Origin of the sequence: Pseudoalteromonas sp. PAR1, from assembly GCF_947311895.1 — a bacterium.
GTDB classification, from domain to species: Bacteria; Pseudomonadota; Gammaproteobacteria; order Enterobacterales; family Alteromonadaceae; genus Pseudoalteromonas; species Pseudoalteromonas lipolytica_C.
Genome location: NZ_CAMZMY010000012.1, coordinates 79,240 through 99,882, shown reverse-complemented (window position 1 = coordinate 99,882; position 20,643 = coordinate 79,240). Strand labels below are relative to the sequence as shown.

At 37.9% G+C, this 20,643-nt stretch carries 16 protein-coding genes; 15 read left to right on the top strand and 1 reads right to left on the bottom strand.

The window, feature by feature from the left end; genetic code table 11:
* Positions 1 to 94: 94 nt before the first annotated feature.
* Positions 95 to 2,053: a serine/threonine-protein kinase gene (locus tag QL229_RS11885; RefSeq protein WP_171040394.1), complete on the bottom strand. Its 1,959-nt coding sequence runs from the start codon at positions 2,051 to 2,053 to the stop codon at positions 95 to 97.
* A gap of 259 nt (positions 2,054 to 2,312) precedes the next feature.
* On the opposite strand from QL229_RS11885, the gene tagH reads away from it, so the two are divergent.
* The 15 genes from tagH (at position 2,313) to tssG (ending at position 20,640) form a co-directional block, all read left to right on the top strand.
* Positions 2,313 to 3,623, top strand: coding sequence for a type VI secretion system-associated FHA domain protein TagH (gene tagH / locus QL229_RS11880; protein ID WP_138557091.1), 1,311 nt, complete (start codon positions 2,313 to 2,315; stop codon positions 3,621 to 3,623).
* 26 nt (positions 3,624 to 3,649) lie between these two features.
* On the top strand, positions 3,650 to 4,108 hold the full coding sequence (gene tssJ / locus QL229_RS11875; RefSeq protein ID WP_138557092.1) for a type VI secretion system lipoprotein TssJ: 459 nt from the start codon (positions 3,650 to 3,652) through the stop codon (positions 4,106 to 4,108).
* A gap of 10 nt (positions 4,109 to 4,118) precedes the next feature.
* Positions 4,119 to 5,447, top strand: coding sequence for a type VI secretion system baseplate subunit TssK (gene tssK, locus QL229_RS11870; protein ID WP_138557093.1), 1,329 nt, complete (start codon positions 4,119 to 4,121; stop codon positions 5,445 to 5,447).
* A 15-nt stretch (positions 5,448 to 5,462) separates the two neighbouring features.
* Positions 5,463 to 6,740 (top strand): type VI secretion system protein TssL, long form, encoded by a 1,278-nt coding sequence (tssL, locus tag QL229_RS11865; protein WP_138557094.1) that lies wholly within the window; start codon positions 5,463 to 5,465, stop codon positions 6,738 to 6,740.
* A gap of 10 nt (positions 6,741 to 6,750) precedes the next feature.
* Positions 6,751 to 10,251, top strand: coding sequence for a type VI secretion system membrane subunit TssM (tssM, locus tag QL229_RS11860; protein WP_138557095.1), 3,501 nt, complete (start codon positions 6,751 to 6,753; stop codon positions 10,249 to 10,251).
* Positions 10,233 to 10,961, top strand: a complete 729-nt coding sequence (tagF, locus tag QL229_RS11855; RefSeq protein WP_138557096.1) for a type VI secretion system-associated protein TagF — start codon at positions 10,233 to 10,235, stop codon at positions 10,959 to 10,961. The genes tssM and tagF overlap by 19 nt, the downstream gene beginning before the upstream one ends.
* The gene (locus QL229_RS11850) at positions 10,954 to 11,745 is read left to right on the top strand and encodes a protein phosphatase 2C domain-containing protein (protein ID WP_135926845.1); all 792 of its coding nucleotides are present in this window, start codon (positions 10,954 to 10,956) and stop codon (positions 11,743 to 11,745) included. The genes tagF and QL229_RS11850 overlap by 8 nt, the downstream gene beginning before the upstream one ends.
* A 159-nt stretch (positions 11,746 to 11,904) precedes the next feature.
* Positions 11,905 to 13,011 (top strand): type VI secretion system protein TssA, encoded by a 1,107-nt coding sequence (gene tssA, locus QL229_RS11845; RefSeq protein ID WP_138557097.1) that lies wholly within the window; start codon positions 11,905 to 11,907, stop codon positions 13,009 to 13,011.
* A 12-nt stretch (positions 13,012 to 13,023) separates the two neighbouring features.
* Positions 13,024 to 13,527, top strand: a complete 504-nt coding sequence (gene tssB / locus QL229_RS11840) for a type VI secretion system contractile sheath small subunit (protein ID WP_135926847.1) — start codon at positions 13,024 to 13,026, stop codon at positions 13,525 to 13,527.
* Positions 13,524 to 15,017 carry a type VI secretion system contractile sheath large subunit gene (gene tssC, locus QL229_RS11835; protein WP_138557098.1) on the top strand — a complete coding sequence of 498 codons (1,494 nt, stop codon included), beginning with the start codon at positions 13,524 to 13,526 and terminating at the stop codon, positions 15,015 to 15,017. The genes tssB and tssC (QL229_RS11835) overlap by 4 nt, the downstream gene beginning before the upstream one ends.
* Before the next feature lie 27 nt (positions 15,018 to 15,044).
* A complete protein-coding gene (gene tssC / locus QL229_RS11830; RefSeq protein WP_135926849.1) occupies positions 15,045 to 16,571 on the top strand; it encodes a type VI secretion system contractile sheath large subunit in 1,527 nt (508 codons plus the stop codon).
* 2 nt (positions 16,572 to 16,573) lie between these two features.
* A complete protein-coding gene (locus QL229_RS11825; protein ID WP_138557100.1) occupies positions 16,574 to 17,341 on the top strand; it encodes a type VI secretion system accessory protein TagJ in 768 nt (255 codons plus the stop codon).
* Between the two features lie 13 nt (positions 17,342 to 17,354).
* Positions 17,355 to 17,840, top strand: a complete 486-nt coding sequence (tssE, locus tag QL229_RS11820; RefSeq protein WP_138557101.1) for a type VI secretion system baseplate subunit TssE — start codon at positions 17,355 to 17,357, stop codon at positions 17,838 to 17,840.
* Positions 17,837 to 19,663: a type VI secretion system baseplate subunit TssF gene (gene tssF / locus QL229_RS11815; protein WP_135926852.1), complete on the top strand. Its 1,827-nt coding sequence runs from the start codon at positions 17,837 to 17,839 to the stop codon at positions 19,661 to 19,663. The genes tssE and tssF overlap by 4 nt, the downstream gene beginning before the upstream one ends.
* Positions 19,660 to 20,640, top strand: a complete 981-nt coding sequence (tssG, locus tag QL229_RS11810) for a type VI secretion system baseplate subunit TssG (protein WP_281546922.1) — start codon at positions 19,660 to 19,662, stop codon at positions 20,638 to 20,640. The genes tssF and tssG overlap by 4 nt, the downstream gene beginning before the upstream one ends.
* The last annotated feature ends 3 nt before the right edge of the window (positions 20,641 to 20,643 follow it).

The following is a 20,643-nucleotide window of genomic DNA, read 5'->3' as shown; positions in this document are numbered from 1 at the left end:
CTATTTATTAGACGTTAAAGAAAAAGAATGGCGTTCAAAAATTTATTTGTGCAAATTCGCTCTTCCCTGACGTTTGATTATTTAATCTTCTGATTTAGATTGTATTTTCTAGACTCTTTCTAATTTCTTCGCTCCGTTCTACAAGTCTTTCGGCTGTTCTATACATTTTTTGTTTCATTAAACTACTGGCCATAGAAATATAAGTCGTTGCTATTTGATCTTTGATTAATAAAATGGGCTCAAATGATTCAGGGAAGATTTCAGCTTCTTTACTAAATGACTCATCAAACTCGATAAGCTGTTTATAGTCCGAAACATTTGCAAGTTGAGTGTTAAATCTTTCTAATTTTTCTTGATAAAATATTTTGGCATCGTCGTCAGGGTAACTCACAGTCATCCCTTCACTCGTTTTTCTCTTATATTCAGCTAATGCGACCATGGCTGACTCTTTTTTTCGCAATGCAGTAACGAGTGGCTCAAGTTCTGAAGTATTGGAAAAAACTAATTCACCTACATCAAGTAGTGTTTTTTGTGTAACAAAATCTTCATTTTCAATAGACGCTAAAACTGCCAGTTTGAAATTATTTATATGCTCTTGGTTGGGTACATAGGTATAACTAGAGTCGATAATTTTTATTTGAGATACAAGACCGTGAATGTTGTTGTCACCACTTTCATCGTATCTAGATTGCGATAACAGTACATCTAAACGGTAACTTAGATCAGATAGGATTGACTGTCTTTCAGTAAGCAAGCTTTCGAGTTTATTATTTAATGTCTCTGAATCAGGATAGAAATTTTTTGCTTCGTCATAAATAGCAATAGCTTCATCGTAGGCTCTTGTATTTATGGCGGTTCTTGGTAAATCATCGACTTGTTTAGTAAACTTTTCTACGACTTTATTTTGATGAACAGCTAAAAGCCCTTCTTTTAATACTTTGTATTGTGGTGGAATTTCATTTAATCGTTGCGGTAAACCATCACTAGGCCAATTCATCCATGTTTCAAGCTGTTCAACTTTTGCGAGCGAGTTTTGATAGTTTGCTTCAATCAATTGCTGTTTATCGCTTTGGGATAAAAACTGATACCCAGCACCACCAATAAGTAATGCGTAGCAAGCTGCATGGATTAATAATGAAGTTCTATTATTGTTTAGTTCATATTTAACTTCAGACAATGATTTAGGGCGATGAGCAGCATCAAGTGAAATACACTTTTTGATTTTAAGCCAAACACTTAATGAACTGTTGCTGGGTTTTTTTACACTTGTATCTTTTGCTACTTGATTTGCAGCGACTCTATTGTATGGATGTTTGCTCGTTAATAGCTCAAATGCAATACAACCAAATGCAAATATATCGTCTTTAGCTGAAGATTTGTCTCCATTTAGTTGCTCAGGACTAGCATATGTGGGGGTATAACCATTGCTGTTTGGTTGCTCATTGTTAGCAGGGGCTGCATATTTATCTTCTTGAAGGTTTGTTTTTGCAATACCAAAATCTAAGATCTTTAAGTTTCCTTGCGAATCAAGAATTATGTTTGAAGGCTTTAGGTCGCTGTGTACAATTCCCTTAGAGTGAGCGTAAGTTAGGGCGTCAATAAGCTGATTTAAAATAGGTTTAGCTCGTTTTTGAGATAAACCATTTGGTTTACTTCTTTTGATTAATTGCTCAAGAGTTTCACCTTCAATCCATTCCATTACGACGAAATGATAGGTGTCACTTGAAGACGCTGAAAAAACTTTGACAATGTTGGGGTGAGAAAGAGTGCGAGTTTTTATTGTTTCATCTTTTAACAATAATAAAGCATCCTCTGAGTCAGCTAACTCAGGGTGTAATACTTTAATTGCAACTATATTATCTTGATTTAATTGAGTATTTAGGTAGGTGTCTCGTGCTCGATAAATATAACCCATGCCACCTTCACCAATTAATTCTTCAATTAAGTAGCGGTTTGAGAGTGTTTTACCAATTAAATGAAGCTTGCTTCCTTTAGATACCGCATTTTTATTTTTTATTGAGGCAATACGTGTTTTATCATTCTCAGCAGTCATTATAATTCCTTTTATAAAAATCAATATCCTTTTGACTGGGGACATATTTTACAAAAAATACAACAATAAGCAATCATTCAGTTTATATTAATGAACTGGTACTTAAGGTTTAGTTCTTAGATTGGTTATTTGTTTTTGTATTTTATTTTGTTTTTTAAAATTATTTAAATTCTGTTTTTGGGTATTTTTCCGCGTTGACTTTATTCTGCGAAGTATTTTATCCTATTAGAATGTTTGTATTTATGGGACTAACAATCAAATGGAAGTGATTCTAAATGTTACCAGTTATCACAGGCTTTCTCCTGAGATAGATGCGAAAAAAGTAGTAAAAAATGAGTTGACTTTTGGTCGGTCAGAAGATTGTGATTGGTATTTACCTGATCCGGAAAAAGTAATATCAGGTCGCCATGGTAAAATTGTAAAAGAAACAGATGGCTTCTATGTTTATGACTACTCGACAAATGGATTGTTTATAAACTTTTCAGTTTCACCGCTTGGTAAAGAAAATAAACACCGACTAAATGATGGTGACATTCTCACTATTGGTGATTTTCAAATTGAATCAACTTTACAGCAAGATGAACAAGCTCAAAATTTTGAGCCACATGTCAACTCTTTCAATACCCCGCCTACAGAACTACCAACAAATTTAAGCGGTAATTTTAATGCTTCTTCTGAGCAGCAATTGGCTTACGACAGTTCTAGTGAACTTGAAGAGGCAATGCTTGCGCCTACTTTTCAGAAAGCACCGAGTGAAAACATTGACATATTTTCACAACAAAACCTCAGTCAACCCATTCCAGAGGACTGGGATGAACTCGCACAACTATCAGCTACAGTTAAAGAAAAAGAAAATAGCGTGCCTGTATTACCGGTAGAAGAGCCTGTAATTAGCACTCCAGCTGTTAATGATAGTAAGCCGTTCAATAATGGCAATAGTGCAATGGCTGCAAATAACGCCCCAGTTAGTGCACCTATAAAAGATAATCAAATTTCAAACTCTTCGAAATTAGTTATTTCTTTTTTGAATGGTTTAAGTGTTAATGAAAAATTAGCTGCAGAGCTGCAAAATGAAGACACATGGCAGCATATGGGCGAGTGCTTTAAGCTTTTTCTTGAAGGCTCGATGGATTTGATTCGTCAGCGAACAAATATTAAGAATCAACTTAAATTGAATCACACAACTTTTAAAGTTGAGCAAAATAACCCTCTTAAGTTTTCAGCAACCATTGATGATGTTATGCAGAATCTTTTTGTTCGTAATAGCGCAAGTTTTTTGCAAGCGAATGAAGCTGTAAAAGAAAGTTTTGTTGATATAAAACTTCATGAGCAAGGGTTACTAGCAGGAGCAACAGGGGCGCTTAATGGCCTTTTAGAGCAATTATCACCGCGTGATATAAAAGCGCAAAGTAATAAAGGTGGTCTATTTAGCTCTTTGCCTGCATATGGCGGTGCTTCTAGCTGGCGTATATATAACGAATTGTATGCTGACATTGCAGATGATGTTAAAGCTAAAGGGGTTTTAGCATTTTCTGATGATTTTCTGAAGGCATACAATAGTGGTAATTAGTTGTATTACAATAAAGGAATAATGCAATGTTGAAGTTCAAGCTTACTTTTGTAGGTGTTATGTGGGTATTTTTAACAGCCTGTACAACGGTAAACAAGTTTGTGCCCCCATCTACTGATTTAAACATTTCAGTGGCCTCTGATGTGAATCCAGATATCTCTGGCCGTCCTTCACCTGTCGTTTATAAAGTGTTTGAACTAAGCTCCCGAACTATTTTCGATACGCAAGATTTTTTTAGTTTATATGAAAATCCAGAAGCGGTACTTGGGCCTGATCTTCTTAAAAAAGATGAACTTGAATTACAACCTTCGTCAAGCATTGAATACAAAATGAATTTAAACAGAAATACTCGCTTTGTTGGTGTGGTAGTCGCTTATAGAGATATTGAAAAGGCCCGTTGGCGAGCTGTTATAGAGGTTGATCCGACAGGCTACGATGACATTGACGTAAATGTTGAGTCGTTAGCTGTATATATGAAAGATTAAAGGAATAAACATGAGTGATTACACGCGGGTCGCATGGACAGAAGGAATGTTCTTAAGACCTCAGCACTTTCAGCAAGCAGATAAGCATTTTTCTAGTGTAATAAGAAGGGTTGTAGAGGGAACTGTTCCTGATTCGTGGGGAGTAATAGAGCTTGAAATTGATAGTGAGCTACTTGTAACTGGTCAATTTGCTATTGATAAATTGACGGCTATCTCGCCTGATTTATGCCCAGTTCAGATGCCAGGTGATGAGTTTCTTCCTGACCCCTTAGTGTTAGCGAAAAGTGCTTATGATGAAATTGTGTGTCTAGCGATTCCAGCCCTAAAAGGAAGTGGAATAAATATCTCCGCTAGTGACGACGAGTTAGTTACGCGTTACAGGGTTGCAGATTTATCAGTAAGTGATGATAGCTTAGGTTCTCAGGCTCAAGAAGTCATCCAAGTGGCAAAACTTCACAGTAAATTGATGTTAATGTCAGATGATACATCCGGGTATGTATTGCTGCCGCTGGCAAGAATCACGGAAGTAACGAATGAGGGAGCAATTAAACTTGATTCTAAGTATGTTCCTCCTAGCTTATTTGTTATCAGTAATAAGGCGTTAACCGCTCTTGTTAGAGAAGTCTCAGGTTTAATAAAGCAACGTGCAGAAAGTATTGCAGTCAGGCTATGTCAAGGGTATGCAGGTAGCACATCAGTGGCTGATTTTTTGATGCTACAAACATTAAATAAATATGATGCTATTTTTCAAAGCTTATTAACGCACTCTCGTGTTCATCCTCGAGAACTGTACGCGCGGCTAATTGAGCTTGCTGGCGAACTTGCAACATTTAGTGCCGTAAATAAACGGGTGCCGCAACTTCCAAAATATGATCATGCAAACTTACAGTTTGTTTTTGCAGAAGTTGTTAACTTTCTTTACCAATCATTAAGCCAAGTGATTGAACAAACAGCCACAGAAATTAAGCTAGAACAAAGTAAGTTTGGTATTTCATTTGGTTCATTAAGAGATAAGTCAATTCTTGATTCTGCTCAATTTGTATTAGCTGTTAAAGCGAGCATTCCGCATGAAGAGTTAAGAAAGTTATTACCTTCGCAAATTAAAATTGGTAGCGTAGAGTCGATTCGAGATTTAGTAAATAACCAGCTACCAGGGATCTCAATAAATGGCTTGCCTACAGCTCCACGTCAAGTACCTTACCATGCTGGATATCATTATTTTGAGCTAAATAAAAACAGTGAGCACTGGAGCAAACTAAAATCCAGTGGAGGTATCGCTATTCATTTATCAGGTAATTACCCTGATTTAAACTTAATTCTCTGGGCAATTAGAAGCTAATAAGGAAGCGTTTCAATGGATGAAACAATAATTAAACCACGTCCAGGACGTTTGAGCCGAGACAAGTCAAATTTAGAAGCATCTAAAGGTTCGAGTGATAAAACCGTTGTCTCGTTTAGTCACTCTTCACCAGAAAAGGCGAGTGTCAGTTCTGTATCAATTTTTAAAAATGAATTACTCGATGCTGCTAATGATAGCTTTTCATTGATCATTTTTATTAATCAGTCATCACAAATTGACAGTTTAGCTGCTTTAAAACATCGTGCTATTGAATCAATCAAGCGCTTTGAGACGAATCTACGTGCAAAATCAATTGAACTTACAGTAATTAATAATGCGCGCTATTGTTTGTGTGCAGCTATTGATGAAGCCGTCTTAAATGCAAAGTGGAGTTCGTTAGAATGGGCTGAAGAGAGCTTATTATCTACTTTTCATAAAGAAACATTTGGTGGTGAGTACTTTTTTACTTTGCTGGATGAAGCGCTAGCGCATCCAGAAATGAATCGAAACTTTCTAGAGTTACAATACCATTGTTTAAATTTAGGTTTTAAGGGGAAATTTCGAGTTGCTGCAAGCGGTGAAAGTAAGTTAGAAGATTACCGTAATAGAATTTACCACATCCTCAATCAGCTTGATGGGCCTCATAGTCAATTTTTAACACCTAGCTGGAAAAGCCGTGTTGCAGCAGGGATAGAGTTAAGAAACCAAATTCCTCTTTGGGTTGTAATTTCGGTTCTTGCTTTAATTGCGCTAGTGGTTTATTTATTTTTCAATATGCGTCTCAATGAGCAAGTTGACGCTACTGCTGAAAACTTGAAATTAGTTCATCCTTTGTCATCTTCACAAGTCGAAGGTAACAAAAGTAAGCAACTCGACTTGTTAACCCAATTATTACACACTGAAATACAACGCGGTATAGTGAGCGTTGAGCAGCAAGCAGACAGAATCAGAATAACAATTAATAATGAGAGTTTGTTTAACTCTGGTGAAGCAACACTATTGCCCTCTTTCCAACCCATTTTAGAGAAGTTAGCACTAAGCCTTGAAGGAACAAAAGGCAAAATCTTAATCACAGGTCACACCGACGATAGCCCAATAAGTACCAGTCAGTTTCCTTCTAATTGGCATTTATCATTAGCTAGAGCTACACAAGTAGCAAATTCAATGGCTAAGAATACTGGCTTAATGGGAAGGTTATGGCCAGAAGGAAAAGGTTCTGCAGAGCCTTTAGTGAGCAATACGAATTCAGATAAGGCATTAAACCGCCGAATTGAAATCGACTTACTTTTTTAATGGAGTTGTGATGAGTTTTATTCAAAAGTGCAAGCGCGCTATGTACGCTGCTACTTCTCGTAAGGTAATGATTGTAATTGGCTTTATAGCTCTCTTCCTACTTATTTGGTTTGGTGGTCCACTGATTGCGATCGCCGATTATAAACCGTTTGAAAGTGTCGCAGCTCGTGCCATCACTATTTTAGCAATTTTACTGGTTTATACCGTAGTTAAACTGATTGAATTTAGAAATCAAAGCAAGCGAAATACTAGCATGACAGAAGAGCTGATAGAGGTTGATGCTAATTCTGCAGATGAAGTCCAAGAAGAAATTAAAACCTTAAAGACTCGTATGGTTGAGGCGATCGAGTTATTGAAGGATGCCAAGCTCTTTAACGGCCGTAATATCTATCAGCTTCCTTGGTATATCATGATTGGCCCTCCTGGTTCAGGTAAGACAAACTTTATCAATAACTCAGGCCTTGATTTTCCTTTAAAGGAGAAGCTAGGCACAGACTTAATTCACGGTGTGGGTGGTACGCGGAATTGTGATTGGTGGTTTACCAACAAAGCAGTGATTATTGATACCGCAGGACGTTACACCACGCAAAACAGTCATGCTTTGCATGATTCTAAAGCATGGCAAGGTTTTTTAGGACTACTTAGAAAATACAGGCCAAAACGACCTGTAAATGGGGTGATCATCAGTATGGGTATCTCTGAACTGATGAATCAAACTAAAACTGAGCGTAATTTGCATGCTCGCGCGATTAAACAACGACTACAGGAGCTTCAAGGGCAGCTGGGCATGACCTTTCCTGTTTATGTTATTTTTTCAAAAGTTGACTTAATTGAAGGGTTTAGAGAGTTTTTTAGTGAGCTGAGTGATGAAGAAACCGAACAAGTTTGGGGGGTTACTTTTGAGCTTGATGCTGAATCTGACAATCAAATTGAAGTGTTTAACAGGGAATTTCATGGGCTAATTTCAAATTTAACCTCGTTATTAAATCGACGTTTAATTAATGAGCATGATTTAGCAAACCGCTCTAAGGTATTTGAGTTTCCAAAGCAACTTCGTGCACTTCAAAGTGTAGGTTATTCTTTTTTAAAAGAAATATTTACACCAAATGCGTATGAAAGTCTGCCAATATTTCGTGGTGTATACCTTACTAGTGCAACGCAAGAAGGGACTCCTTCTAATTTGTTGACTGAACAAAATTCAACGAAAAAAGATTATATAAACCAAACTAGAAGCTTCTTTATAAAGCGTTTGTTAGAGAGCGTTATTTTTCCTGAACAAAACCTAGCAAGTACCAACAAACATCATGAAAAGCAAAGTAAGTGGTTACGCGTGTCATGCTTAGCTGTGACATGTATCACTTTAATAGCATTAAGTATTTCTTGGTACGTGAGCTTTTCATGGAATAGTGATTTGATAGATGAAACAAATCAAGCATTAGCTGAATATCAAGTGCTAGATCAAAATACAGTAGATAAAAGTAATCTGCTTGTTTTGAATCAGCGCTTTAATAAGTTAAAGAATTTCCCTGTTAATGAAATTAATGCTGAAGATTTTGAGGCTTATGGTTTTAGTAAAGTAGAAGAGCTAACAGAGGCCTCAAAGAGCGCCTACTTGCGTTCACTAAAAACGTACCTAGAACCATATTTACTCAATGCGCTAACATCTGAGATGGAGCAACAAGCGGATTATTTGAGTTATTTATATGAGACTTTACGAAGCTATTTGATGCTATTTGAACCGGAGCATTACAACCAAGATGATTTACTTGCATGGTTTAGTGCCTATTACGAAAGAGCTCTTCCTGGGGATGTGAACGTAACTAATCGCAGTGATCTTATGGCTCATACGCGAGCATTACTGGATCATGGTTTTTCTGGGCAAGAAATTGATCATCAAGCTGTTCGTTTTGCTCGGGCCGAATTAACAAAACTACCAATTGCAGAAAGAGCTTATCAAAGGCTGCAAGCTGATTTTATGGAAAGCAGCATTCCACCAATAAAATTAACAGATATTATAAGTTACGAAAGCGCAAGAGAATTTACCTTTCAAAACCCTGAAGCCACAATGAAAAGTATCCCAGGTCTTTATACTTACAATGGCTATCATGGCATTTTCAATGTTGAGAAAAGCAAGATGCTTGGTAATTTGATGGCAAGTAGTTGGGTTTACGGTGAAGAGGCGGCTAATACATACGATATTTCTAAAGCGGAAATTGAAAAGAAATTAGAGCAAAAGTACTTTCAAGATTATATCTATTATTGGCGTTCGTTTGTTAATGAGCTGACTCTAAAAGAGTTCAATTCACCTACAGAAGGTGTTCGAGTAACTAATGTTTTGGCAGGACCTGAAGCGCCGATAAAAAATATAATTATCACCGTTCAAAAAAATGTTCAGTTAACTAAACTGCCTATTTCGGAAAATCAAAAGGCAGCCGGTAAAGTGGCTGCAAACGCTGCTGAAGTCGCTATGCATACTAAAGCTAATAGACTTAAACGTTACTTGCCTAATGAAACACCGAAATTTGAAGTTAAACTTCCAGGCTACCAAGTAGAGGAAGCATTCAGTGATATTTTAGATATTGAACCAGAACAACTTGAAACAATACAAGCCAATCTAAGAGAGTTGAATATATATTTAAACCAACTTGATCGAGGTGGGTTACTTAAGTCATCAGTAAAGAATCAGTTAAGTGGCAAGAATAAACCGGAATTCCTCAGTCAGCTTGAGTTTCAAAGTAAAGGACTACCTTACCCAGCCAATAAGTGGCTATTAGACATTAGCCAAGATACGTCGAATATTACTCGAAAAAGTGCCAATCAGCACTTAAACGAAATTTGGAGAAGCAGTGTTTTACGTGAGTACAATGCTGCAATCGTTGGGCGTTATCCGTTGGTTCCTAATTCAGATAAGGAGATCAATCTTAAAGATTTTTCAGACTTTTTTGGTCCTAAGGGCACGATAGATAACTTTTTCACTACGTATATTGCGCCTAGTGTTGATACCAGTAAGAGCCCTTGGCGATTTGAAAAGAACATAGGTGTTAGTGAGTCAGCACTCAGAATGTTTGAACAAGCTGCCAGAATTCGAGAGGTGTTTTTTGATGGCAACAGTAATACGCCACGAATAGAGTTTGGTTTAAAACCGATTAAACTGGACCAAACAATTTCCAGCTTCATGATCGAAATTGATGGTCAGTCAATGATTTATCGACATGGCCCACCGAAAGTAAAAAGTATTGTTTGGCCTGGGGAAGTTGCTCAAAGCAAAACTAGAATTGTGTTTACACCACCTTATGGGGGGAGAACCATCAATACCAGCTACAGTGGTGAATGGTCTCTCTATCGAATGCTGGATGATCTTAAAGCTCAGCGAGCAGAAACCCAGAGTGACTTAGAGCTGCACTTTTCGCTGCAAGGTAATAATGCAACCGTTGAATTATTACCAAATTCAATTAGACACCCATTTTGGAACGCAAGTATAGAGAGTTTTTCATGTCCGACAAGGCTATAGGTATTGGCTATTTGGGCAAGGTTCCATTTTTGGGGGACTTTGTGCAAGAAGGGATCAGCCAACAGTTTTCAGAGTATTGGGAGCATTGGTTACAGGCTGCTATAGCAGTAAGTAAAGAACAGTTAGGTGCTCAGTGGCAAGAACGTTATTTAACAAGTCCAGTATGGCACTTTGCATTGTCTGAAAACTTAATCACAGAAAGCGCAAAAGTGGGGACACTTTTACCAAGTGTTGATGCTGTTGGGCGCCATTATCCCTTTACAGTTCTCATCGATAGCGATAGCACACCCATTTCGGCGTTAAATTCGAAACAGCTATCGCTTGATTATGAAGACGCTGTGTTATCTGTACTTGATGACAGTGTGGACTTGAGTGTTTGGCAGAAAAAGGTACTGAATACGCTTAAAGTTCGTCATTCACCCGCTAAAAAGTTCAGTAAAAGTCTTTCGCCAGATGAAAATAAATCTGCTGTTGTATTTGAGTTTCAAGGAGATGAATTAGCTGATGGGACTATAGATGATGTATTGCATTCACTTTTACTTAATAAGTATGGTGATTACAGCGTTTGGTGGACTCACGGCTCTATCAATATTAAACCTGTTGTTTTTGTGACGGCAGGTTTACCACCGGTAAATCAGGTGGCTGCAATGCTAGATGGACGTTGGCAGCATTGGGAATGGAATTATACCCAGGTAAGTAAGTGTGAATAAAAATTTTATTAGTTATGCCGTGTCTCATCGCGGAGTCGTTCGAGAACTTAACGAAGATGCTTATATTGAACTTAATAAGTATAACATTTGGGTTGTTGCAGACGGTATGGGAGGACATGAAGCTGGCGATTTTGCAAGTCAGCTAGTGGTAGATGTTATCAAGGCTGAAGTCGAAGAGTTACCTGCGTCATCAATTTCAACCGAGATGTTGATCAAGGCAATAAAAAGTGCCAATACAAAACTGCTTGAATATAGCAGTGATTTTTTAGCTAACAAAACGGCCGGTACAACAGTTACCGTATTGTTTTTCAAAGATAATAAGTATTCAGCAATTTGGGTAGGTGATAGCAGAATATACCTTTACAGAGCGAATGGGTTGTTACAGTTATCTCGAGACCACAGTCAAATTAATGATTTAATTGACGAGGGCTTACTCACAGAGCAAGAAGCAATAAATCACCCATTAGCGAATGTAATTACACGCGCAGTAGGGGTACAAAATGAATTATCAGTCGATTGTGTTGAAGGTGATTTATTAACTGATGATATTTTCCTACTTTGTTCTGATGGATTAACTGGTGAGTTAAGTGACTCAGAAATTAGTATTGCTTTAGGTCCTAAAAATATAATTGATTCTGGTATGGCTTTAATTCACTCCACTCTTGTGCGTGGTGCAAGAGATAATGTTACTTTTATTTTAGTGAAAAATGAAGAATCGGATAAATCTAATAATAAAAAACTAGTTAATGATGATTTGACTGTGCCCTTATTATTGAGCAAATAGCCTATTATTAAAATAATATGGATGATGCTTTGTTTTATTATTTTATTTTTTGTAATTTTATTTTAATTAATGGTTTTGTGGCTTGAAATTAAAAATAAGAGATGTATTATTTTACGTCGTCTCTATTTTGGGTGTAAAAGGAATTTGTAAGGCAATGGAATGTTTGTATTTGATGAATATATAGCTCCAATTAGCGAAGATGCATTCGCGGGCATTGAGCCTAGATCAGATGTATCTCCTACCTCAACGTATTATTCCTTAAAAGATATGCGTAATCAGCTACGTGCTGCCGAGCGCCTTGCACTCGTTGATGATGAGGGCATAGCTTCTCTTGCTCGTGACTGGCAGCCATTGTTAGAACAATGCAGCGCAGCATTAAAATCAGAAAGTAAAGATATTGAATATTTAGCCTGGTTTATTGAAGCATTATGTCGTGTATATGGTTTTAAAGGTTTGGCATTTGGCTTTCGAGTTGCACATGAGCTTATAAGTAATCATTTTGAGTTACTCTATCCATCACTTGATGAAGGCGATGAAATATCTGATAAAGTTTCTGCTCTTGTTGGTTTAAATGGCGTAGCGGGTGATGGCGCGCTTATCATCCCTATTAAAAGTATCGCTCTAACAGATAGCCAAAATTATGAACCATTTACTTACTGGGAATATCAGCAAGCTTACGACATATCTAGGCTCAATGATGAGAAAAGAGAAAAGAAAATAGCGCAAGGCGCTATTGATTTTGAGTTAATAGAAAAAAGTGCCCAAGAAACTCCTGCTGAGTTTTTCCTCGATTTAAAAAACGGCATTGAAGAGGCTCTCACAGAATTTAGTGCATTAAGCATTGCACTTGATGCTGCTACTGAACAGTCACAACCCACTTCTAATATTAAGCAAGCACTCGAGGAATGCTTAAATGCAGTTTTGCATTTAGGCAAAGATAAGCTCAAATCTCTTGAAGTCAAATCAATAAAAGAACCACAAGACAATGAGCGAGTGGATGATGATGCATCTATAGCTGAGAATACTGATCGCAATGATGCGGTAATCAACAGCCGAGAAAGTGCGATAAATAAGTTGCAAGAAATAGCACAGTTTTTCAGAAAGACAGAACCGCATTCACCTATGTCTTACACCATTGAACAAGTTATTCGATGGAGCGAATTATCGCTACCAGAATTATTAAATGAATTAATAACCGATAGTGATGCTAGGACCGGATACTTTAAGCTGTCTGGCATCAAAGTTAGCGAAACAGAAACCGAGTAAAAGGAGTTTTGAATGAGTATCCATGACAAATTAAAACGTGTACGTAAACCTAGAGTACACATTACCTATGATGTTGAAACTGAAGGTGCAATTGTAAAAAAAGAGCTTCCTTTTGTTGTTGGGGTAATGGGGGATTTTTCGGGTCATAATAAAGAAGTATTAAAACCTTTAAAAGACCGTCGTTTTATTCAAATCGATAGAGAAAACTTTAATGATGTTTTAAAAAAAATGAGCCCGTCTCTTAAGTTAGATGTTGATAATACTTTAACTGATGATGGTACTAAATTTAGTGTAAATCTTAACTTCAAAAGTATCGACGACTTTGAGCCAGCGGCTGTAGTAAATCAAGTTGAACCACTGCGTAACCTTATGGAGACACGCAATAAACTTCGTGACCTCATGACTAAGATTGACCGCTCAGAAGAACTAGAAAATGTTTTAGAAGAAGTGTTAAGTAACACAGCGAGTCTAGATTCAATTGCAAAAGAGCTAAAGTTAGAGGAGTCTGAAAAATGAGCACCGAAACACTAGCACAAGAATTAGACACAGCAGCAACGACAGAATCGGCGTCGTTATTAACCCAAGCGATTGGCGCAACGAAACAAACCGATGCAAGTCGTGCTGAAGAGCTACTTCGAACTTTAACTGAAGAAGCTTTAAAAGGCACTGTTCAATGGAATAAAAACATGACGGTGACTTTCAATGAAGCTATTCAATTGATCGATCAAAAAATTTCGAAACAGCTTAGTGTGATTATGCACAATGAAGACTTTCAAAAATTAGAAGGTTCTTGGCGTGGTCTTAATCATTTGGTGATGAATTCAGATACAGGCTCAACATTAAAAATCCGTGTACTAAATATGAAAAAGAAAGAGCTTCATAAAGATTTAAGTAAAGCGGTTGAGTTTGATCAAAGTCAAACATTCAAAAAAATCTATGAGTCAGAGTTTGGTACACCAGGCGGTGAACCTTACGGCACTATTGTTGGTGATTTTGAGTTTACTAATCACCCAGAAGATGTTGAAACACTCAGCTTAATGTCAAATGTTGCTGCTGCTGGTTTCTGTCCGTTCATTTCGGCATCATCACCTTCACTCTTTGGTTTTGATAGTTGGGAAGAGCTCACTAAACCAAGAGATCTTGAAAAAGTATTTGAATCACTTGAATATACTAAGTGGCGCTCATTTAGAGACAGCGATGATTCACGCTTTGTTTCACTCACGATGCCAAGATTTTTATCTCGTTTACCTTACGGTGCAGCATCTAAACTTGTTGAAGAATTCAACTATGAAGAGTTTGAAGTTGATGAGCTTGCCGGTCGCTCTGTAAGTACTGATAACGGTGATTATTGTTGGAGTAATGCTGCCTATGCGATGGCGACGAACATGACAAAAGCATTCTCTCAATATGGTTTTTGTACTGCTATTCGTGGTGCTGAAGGCGGCGGTAAAGTAGAAGGTTTACCTACCCATATATTCACGAGTGATGATGGTGATCCTGATCTTAAATGCCCAACAGAGATTGGTATTACTGATCGACGTGAAGCTGAGTTAAGTAAGCTTGGTTTCTTACCACTGTGTCATTATAAAAATACAGATTACGCTGTGTTCTTTGGTGGACAATCGTGCCAAAAGCCGCAAGTTTACTCAACGCCTGATGCAACTGCCAATGCCGCTATTTCAGCACGCTTGCCTTACCTTATGGCTACTTCTCGCTTTGCTCATTATTTAAAAGTAATGGCACGTGATAAAATTGGTAGCTTTATGGAAGCAGAAGACGTTGAATCTTGGTTAAATCGTTGGATCTTATCTTACGTAAATGCGACAGAGGGTGGTGGTCAAGATATCAGAGCACGTTATCCTTTAGCAGATGCAAAAGTTTCAGTTAAAGAAATTCCTGGTCAGCCTGGTGCTTATAATGCTGTCGCGTGGTTAAGACCATGGTTACAAATGGAAGAGTTAACGTCATCACTTAGATTGGTTGCCAAAATCCCTGAGATTGGTTAACCCTTCCTGCATTAAGGATGATGCAAAATGAATTGTGAAGAGTTTTCATTCATAGGAGCTGACGCTGTATTTTCTCATAATACAGCGTCTGATATCTTCGAAAATAGTGCTTTATTGGAACGCTTTCTAAATGAGAAAGAGACATTTAAAGCACTGTTATTATGGCTTGAAGGCTCTTCTGATTCGCCACTGCAGTGGGATAAAGAGTCAATCAGTTCATATTTGCAACTGACCATTGTTAAAATAGACTCGCTTATTTCAAAGCAATTAGATCAGATTTTACACCACCCAAAGTTACAACAATTAGAAGCTAGCTGGCGCAATTTGTGGTGGTTAACTTTACAAACAGAACTCAGTGATAAAGAAAAAAAAGTAAAGTTACGCCTGTTAGATTGTGATTGGAATACATTATCGAGAGATGTTAATAAGGCTATCGATTTCGATCAAAGTAGCCTCTTTCAATTAATTTATCAAAATGAGTTCGACCGTCCAGGTGGAGAGCCTTTTGGTGTATTGATTGGTGATTACGAAATTACCAACGGGAATGCACCGGGTACAATTTACAACGATATAGACACCTTAAAAGAAATTTCGAAAGTAGCCGCAGCCTCCTTTTCGCCATTTATTACTGCTGTGTCAGCAAGCTTATTTGGTACAAACAGTTTTACTGATCTTGGCTACCAATTCGATTTATATAATCAATTTGAACAGGTCGAATATACCAAGTGGCGTAGCTTTAGAGCCATGGAAGATGCGCGTTTTGTTGGTCTTGTATTGCCGCATGTTTTAGTCAGAGCACCTTATAAAAACGACGGTACCCGTCACTTAGACTTTTTATATACAGAAAAAATAACAGCACCAGAAACAGATATGTTATGGGGAAACGCCGCGTACCAATTTGTGTCGACTTTAGTGCGTGCTTATGCTGAAAGTGGTTGGTTTGGTCAAATCAGAGGCATTGAGCCAGGTAAAATATCTAAAGGTATCGTTACCGGGTTGACAAAAAATTACTTTTCAACCGATGTATATAGAAAAGAAGCTAAGCCACCAATAGATTTGATTGTGACCAGTAAATTAGAAAAGCAATTTTCTGAACTTGGGTTTATACCTGCCTCATCCGTGACTAATACTGAGCATCTGGTTTTTTATAGTAACGCTTCGGCTCAGCAAGCCAAGCACTACGATAGTGAAGCATCGACAGTAAATGCCCGCTTATCGTCTATGCTGCAATATATTTTATGTGTGTCACGTTTTGCTCACTATTTAAAGCTGCTAGCGCGTGATCGGGTTGGTTCTTATAGTACAGCTCAAGCTTGTGAACAAGGCTTGCAAGCATGGGTTAATAACTACACGACAGCATCGGATTCTGCCTCAGAGCAAATAAGAAGTAAGTATCCTTTGGCAAATGCGAAAGTGAAAGTGACCGAAAATAAATCGAAGCCAGGCCACTACTTTTCTGTCTTACAACTACAACCTCATTTTCAGCTTGATCAAATGGTATCAAGTATCAAATTAGTGACTGAACTAAGTCCTCATCATCAAATAAAGGAATAAAAATGAAAAAGATCCATGAGTGTATCCGCAATGGAAAATTAGCAGATGCATTAGAGTACTGCGCACAAAAACTAAAAGATGATCCACTGAATTTTGATATCCGCAGCGCTTATACGGAATTGTTGTGTGTTAATGGTGAACTTGAAAAAGCGGATAAACAATTAGATTTTATGGTGACTAAATCACCTGAGTTAGCAGTTGGTGCTGTTAATTTAAGACACTTAATCAGGGCCGAGCAAGCACGACAAGATTTTTATGAAGGTAAAGCGGCTCCAAAGCTATTTCATGAAGCAGATGAACTCGATGAGATATTTCTACAGATGCATATTGCTTTACGTGAAGAAGATTTAAAAGAAGCGACAGAAAAAGCAGCCAAAGTTGAGTCTTTCAGAACTAATTCAGCAAATGAGCAACTTACTGCAATCAGAGATATTGATGATTCATTAAACCCATTTCTGGAAATTTTGGGGACCAACGGTGAGTTTTATTTAGCTCGCTTTGATGAAATCGAAAAATTTGAAGTTCAACCAATAGAGTCAATCGTTGAGCAAATTTGGCTTCGTGTTGAGGTCACTATTAAAGATGGACCTGTAGGTACAGCTCATATCCCAGTTGTTTACCCACACTCAAAGAGTGAAATAGAAAAACTAGGCCAAGTGACTGAATGGCAAGAATTAAGTGAAGAAATGTACTTAGGACGCGGAATGAAAATGCTGTTTATAAATGATGAAGCAGTCTTATTGTCTGAACTTGGTTCTTTCATCAATTGAGTGTGAAATTTTCATGATTGCAAGCAAACAGCCGCTCAAAGCATCAATTTTAGATCGTTTGATAGATGACGAGCCAGATGAACAGGACTCGCCACAGCGAACGGATGGTATCAGCTTATCACTTTTAAAAAGTTACGTAAGACGAGATATCGAGGCGTTACTAAATGCTCGGATCCAGTGGCATACATGGCCAAGTCAATACAGTGAGCTTGCAACATCGTGTTTATCATACGGATTGCCTGATTTTTCGAGCATGGTTGTAAGTTCGCATGAGGGGCGAGCAGCGTTATGTGAAAAAGTTCGAGATGCGATTTTACGATTTGAGCCTAGGTTTATTGAAGTTGAAGTGTTAGTTGATGAAGAACTCCCCCTTAACCGAGTATTAAACCTAAGAATTAATGCCTTGTTATATGCCGATCCAGAGCCTGAATATATCAGTTTTAACTCTGAAGTTGAGCCAGTTAGTTTAGGTATGAAAATCTATGAGTCTTCACTATGAATGATGAATTATTAAAATATTACAATCGTGAATTAGCGTATGTGCGCCACCTTGGGAAAGACTTTGCAGAAAAATACCCAAAAGTGGCAGGCAGGTTAAAACTTACAGACGAAGTGATAGAAGATCCTCATGTTTCAAGGTTAGTCGAATCATTTGCATTTTTAACTGCCAACATTAGGCAAAAACTTGATGATAGCTTTCCTGAGTTAACGGATGCGCTTTTAGGCCAGCTCTATCCAGACTACCAAGCGCCTATCCCTTCATTATCAATTGTAAAGTTAGAGTCAGAAAACCTATCAACGACAGGAGTCATTATTCCTCGCGGGAGTGAGCTTGAAACCAATGTAGAAGGAATGAAACAGTGTAAATTTCAAAGCTGTTTTGATACCAATTTGTGGCCCGTAGAGATAACAGCTGCTCAGTTTGATAACAGTCCTTTTATTGCGCCTAAACCAAAGTTTAATGAACCTGCTAAAGCGATATTTAAGTTACAACTGACAGGTGAGTATGATGGCGTTTCATTACATGAAACAGAGCTAAATGATCTAAAAATTTATATTCATGGACAATGGCATTATGCGCTCAAAGTATACGAACTATTGTTTAAACATTGCATCGGAATAGCTGTAGATAATGGCGATGAGGGAGTGCATTACCTTTCGAAAACTCATTTAAAATCAGTTGGATTTGAGGAGCATGAAGCTGTTGTTCCTTACTCAATGCGCTCATCATCAGCATATAGGCTATTAGTCGAAAACTTTATTTTCCCTGAAAAGTTCAAGTTCTTTGAGTTACAAAATATTCGCTCGGTACTCCCTCGCAATGCCAGTACAACAACACTTTATTTTTATTTAGATGTTGAGTCTAGCGAGTTGGAGAAGCAAGTAGATAAAGACATGTTCTTGATGGGCTGCACGCCAATCATAAATTTATATGAACAAGAACTTGAACCGATCCGCCCAGAGCTAAGCGAATATGAGTATAAGCTCGCACCACGCTATATCGACTCTGAAATATCTGAAGTTATTAGCCTTGAAGAGGTGGTTGCATTTGACCACAAGGGGAATAAACAGATAGTGACGCCTTTTTATGCGCAAACACACCCTAAATATCAAGAGCATAAAGATCTCTATTGGCATACTCGACGAGAAACAGCACTTTGGGCTGGTGGCTATGCTGAGGCGGGAACCGAAACCTATTTATCATTAGTAAATGGTGGCTTCGAAAATAGTGCGCAAGCTCTCAGTGAGGGAAATACGGTGGTAACAGCACGCGCTCAATGCAGTAATCGTAATCTACCAGCTAGTTTACCTTTTGGTGATGATGAACTTGGTTTTACATTGCCAAAGCGTGGCGATGTAATAAAAAAAATCAGGTGTTTAGTTGCACCAACTCATGCGGTAAGACCTGTGCTTGGCAGTAATACTCGCTGGCAATTGATCAATCATCTGACTCTTGATTCATTTAGTGGTGAGCAAAGTGCAGAGAAATTAAAAGAAACATTGAGGCTATATGATTTTAAAGCAACACCCCAATCAAAAGGGATGATAGATAACATCTATAGCGTCAAAATTGAACCTGCAACCGCGCGTGTCGTGCAAAACGGTCGAGTCGCTTTTGCAGCAGGAACTGACATTGAAATTACATTTGCAAATGATGATTACGCTGGTAGTGGGGTGTTCTTTTTTGCTTCAGTTCTTGATTGTTTCTTCTCGCAATTTGCATCAATTAATAGCTTTACACGCTTAAGTCTAAAGTTAAAAGAACAAGATCGAGTTTATCATCAGTGGCCAGCTAGAGTAGGTTCCGGAGTGCTACTATGATTGCACAATTGCTCGAGCACGCGACAGAAATAGATTTTTACAAAGCCGTGTTTGTGATCGAGTCTCAGTTGTCGAGTGCGGCCCAGCAATATCGTAAAGTTGGCTATGATTGTCAGCCAAAACTAGAGCTGATTAAGTTTAGTTCAACACAAAAGTTTGGCTTTGCGGGTAATGCAATTACTAATTTAAAGCCCGCTAAAAACGTTGAAGGAATTACCCAATTTGATATGGAAGTATCATTTATGGGAATGACTGGCTGTTCAGGAGCATTGCCACATTTTTATAGTGAACTGGTGATGCAACGATTGCGCTATAAAGACAGTACAATGAGAGATTTCTACGATATGTTTAATCATCGTTTGATTTCGTTGTACTACCGAGCTTGGAAAAAGTATAAACCCGCGCTTAACTTTGCTAATAGTAATCAAGATAACCACACAAAAATTTTGGCACTTCTGAGTGGGGGGAATGCCCCTCATCAGCTTTATTTCAGTGGTCTTTTCAGTCGAAAGACGCGAAATATGGCAGATTTGCGCAATATTTTAACTTTCTATTTAGACTGTGATGTCAGCATAAACCAATTTGTAGGCCAGTGGCTGCCGCTAAAACAATCTGAGCAAACACGCATAAATAGTGGAGGGTTTGCAGGCCAACATGCAAGGCTTGGTATTGATGCAATAGCAGGTAAGCAAATCTGGGATATCTCGACAAAGATCGAAGTTATTATCGAGCCCAAAAATGAGCACCAAACAGCCCGTCTTCTACCAAAGCAAGATCTTTGGAATTTAGCCCATCAAATTGTGGGTGATTTTGTTGGTAATCAAATCCAGCATTCACTGATAGTAAAAGCAAACTTTTATAAGCTTGGTGCAAAGCAATTATTAAAAGAACAATGTCAATTAGGCTGTAATAGTTTTCTGCTATCTGAAAACGCAGCTCAAAATGGCAAAGTCTCTGAACTTTCGTTCAAAGGATAAATA

Excerpts from the sequence above, each read along its gene's own strand:
- tssA (WP_138557097.1), top strand. The coding sequence starts at position 11,905 with ATGTTTGTATTTGATGAATATATAGCTCCAATTAGCGAAGATGCATTC.
- tssG (WP_281546922.1), top strand. The coding sequence starts at position 19,660 with ATGATTGCACAATTGCTCGAGCACGCGACAGAAATAGATTTTTACAAA.
- tssL (WP_138557094.1), top strand. The coding sequence starts at position 5,463 with ATGGATGAAACAATAATTAAACCACGTCCAGGACGTTTGAGCCGAGAC.
- tagF (WP_138557096.1), top strand. The coding sequence starts at position 10,233 with ATGTCCGACAAGGCTATAGGTATTGGCTATTTGGGCAAGGTTCCATTT.
- tssC (WP_135926849.1), top strand. The coding sequence starts at position 15,045 with ATGAATTGTGAAGAGTTTTCATTCATAGGAGCTGACGCTGTATTTTCT.
- tssF (WP_135926852.1), top strand. The coding sequence starts at position 17,837 with ATGAATGATGAATTATTAAAATATTACAATCGTGAATTAGCGTATGTG.
- tssJ (WP_138557092.1), top strand. The coding sequence starts at position 3,650 with ATGTTGAAGTTCAAGCTTACTTTTGTAGGTGTTATGTGGGTATTTTTA.
- tssB (WP_135926847.1), top strand. The coding sequence starts at position 13,024 with ATGAGTATCCATGACAAATTAAAACGTGTACGTAAACCTAGAGTACAC.
- tssK (WP_138557093.1), top strand. The coding sequence starts at position 4,119 with ATGAGTGATTACACGCGGGTCGCATGGACAGAAGGAATGTTCTTAAGA.
- tssM (WP_138557095.1), top strand. The coding sequence starts at position 6,751 with ATGAGTTTTATTCAAAAGTGCAAGCGCGCTATGTACGCTGCTACTTCT.
- QL229_RS11825 (WP_138557100.1), top strand. The coding sequence starts at position 16,574 with ATGAAAAAGATCCATGAGTGTATCCGCAATGGAAAATTAGCAGATGCA.
- tagH (WP_138557091.1), top strand. The coding sequence starts at position 2,313 with ATGGAAGTGATTCTAAATGTTACCAGTTATCACAGGCTTTCTCCTGAG.
- tssE (WP_138557101.1), top strand. The coding sequence starts at position 17,355 with ATGATTGCAAGCAAACAGCCGCTCAAAGCATCAATTTTAGATCGTTTG.
- QL229_RS11885 (WP_171040394.1), bottom strand. The coding sequence starts at position 2,053 with ATGACTGCTGAGAATGATAAAACACGTATTGCCTCAATAAAAAATAAA.
- tssC (WP_138557098.1), top strand. The coding sequence starts at position 13,524 with ATGAGCACCGAAACACTAGCACAAGAATTAGACACAGCAGCAACGACA.